The following is a 1,788-nucleotide window of genomic DNA, read 5'->3' as shown; positions in this document are numbered from 1 at the left end:
TTGGCGTCTAAGTCAAATCGATAATACTGTGACTCAGATATGCCCCAAGGTATGGACATATGCTTAGCATAATTAATATGCTGTAGTACTGCAGCTTTAGATGTTTCTGCATATACTGAGCCATCATACTCTTTCATGACTAGGTTTGGCATAAGGTATTCAAACATCGTGCCGCTCCAAGATACGAAACAAGGTAAACCATCGATCATGGTAAAAGGGCGGCCCAACTTGCTCCAATGTTTTAAGGGCACCTCGCCCCTGGCTATGGCTATAAAACTCGTTAGTGATGATTCTGAAGCCATCAAGTCGTAACAACCGGCATCTTTTGTTTGAGATGATACATGATAACCGATATGAAATAATAATCGTTTTTCATTGTATAAAAATCTAAACTCAGCTTCTTTAAGCATCGTATCTATTGTATGTTTAATCGCTTCAATTCTGTTAACCATATCATTTGCAGCGTCATTATCTTCTAGTGCCAGCTGTCCTAAGGTAGGACAATCTGAGAAGGGCATACTTTCCAGGTTAAATATTTCTGCCTCGTTTATGATTCTATCTAAACTACTTAGCAGTTCTTCTATTCTATGAGAAGGCTCATCCAATTTCTGTTCATTGCTTTTTATAAGCGCTCTTATGTTCGAAAGATCCTTTGAAAACTCTCCTATTTTACCGTAATCATCTTTTAACAACATATTTGTTTGACTCGTTTTTAATGTGTGTCTAAGCTCTGAGATTAGATGTGTCGTAAAAATAGGTGTATCTAGTTGTTCTATAATACCGTTTTTTAGGGCTATAAGGTGCCCAAAAAAGTTTCCACTATCTACCGTAGATATATAATCCGGGTGTAATATTTCAAGGGTGCTTGTGTTATACCAGTTATAAAGATGACCTTTCCACTTTGGCAGAGTTCCAATAGTCTCTAATAATCTTTCTTCATGGGCAATCATGGTGCTTAAAGTCTCAAAGCCAAAGTCTCTTGCAGATAGCGTGGCTAGCAGTTGAAGACCGATATTTGTCGGAGAGGTTTTGTTAGATAGCTTTTCTTTAGGTGCGTACTGATAATTATCCGGACATAAATAGTTATTGTCCTTTGTTGCATGATCTTTGAAAAAAAGCCAGGTTCTCCGAGCTGTCTCTAGAAGAAGTTCTCTGTCTTCTAACGCGACTCTTATCAGTTGGCCTTCTCTTGGTTGGCTCATACGATAGGCCATCCAAAATGACATGCCCCAAGCAAGTGCTAAGGCACCGTAGATGGCTATAGCTACCGGATGAACTGTCTGCACTATTAATAGTCCCACTAAAACCATAGCCGCAATAATCGCACTAAACATATTAAAGAAATAACCACTTAATGTATTTACAACTGAAGCATCTTCATTTTCTGATGTATTCCACCTCAGCATTTTTTCTTGACTGATGAGCACTCTAAAGACTGTTCTCATGATTGCATCTGTAGCAATCTGAGCCCTATATGGTGTGATTACAAGCTCCATAAGTGCTCTTTCAAACATTAATATTATCTCTTTAAATAAACCCTTATAGACAATGGTAAACTGAGGCCTATTTATTTTTTGTGAAACTATGGCATACAGTAGAGACGCAAAATTAAGTATGTCAGAAAAGAATACTAAGGGCAGCCACAAGTAAAAAACCTTGGGCATAACTGCTAAATTTATGATAATGAAAAGTGTTTTGGATACAGGGACTATGCTACGTCTTAAATTATCTAATATTTTCCATTTGGATATCACATTTAAGCTAATACCATTTTTAGGCTTCCTTTTA

General features: G+C 37.3%; 1 pseudogene. It reads right to left on the bottom strand.

Annotated elements, in window-relative coordinates:
• Positions 1–1,496, bottom strand: a pseudogene (locus AC6F8J_RS14180) (hypothetical protein); the annotation flags it as partial.
• Between the last annotated feature and the right edge of the window lie 292 nt (positions 1,497–1,788).

Source organism: Petrocella sp. (assembly GCF_059865615.1).
Note: the sequence above shows the minus strand (reverse complement) of the source record. Positions and strands in the feature narration are given on the sequence as shown.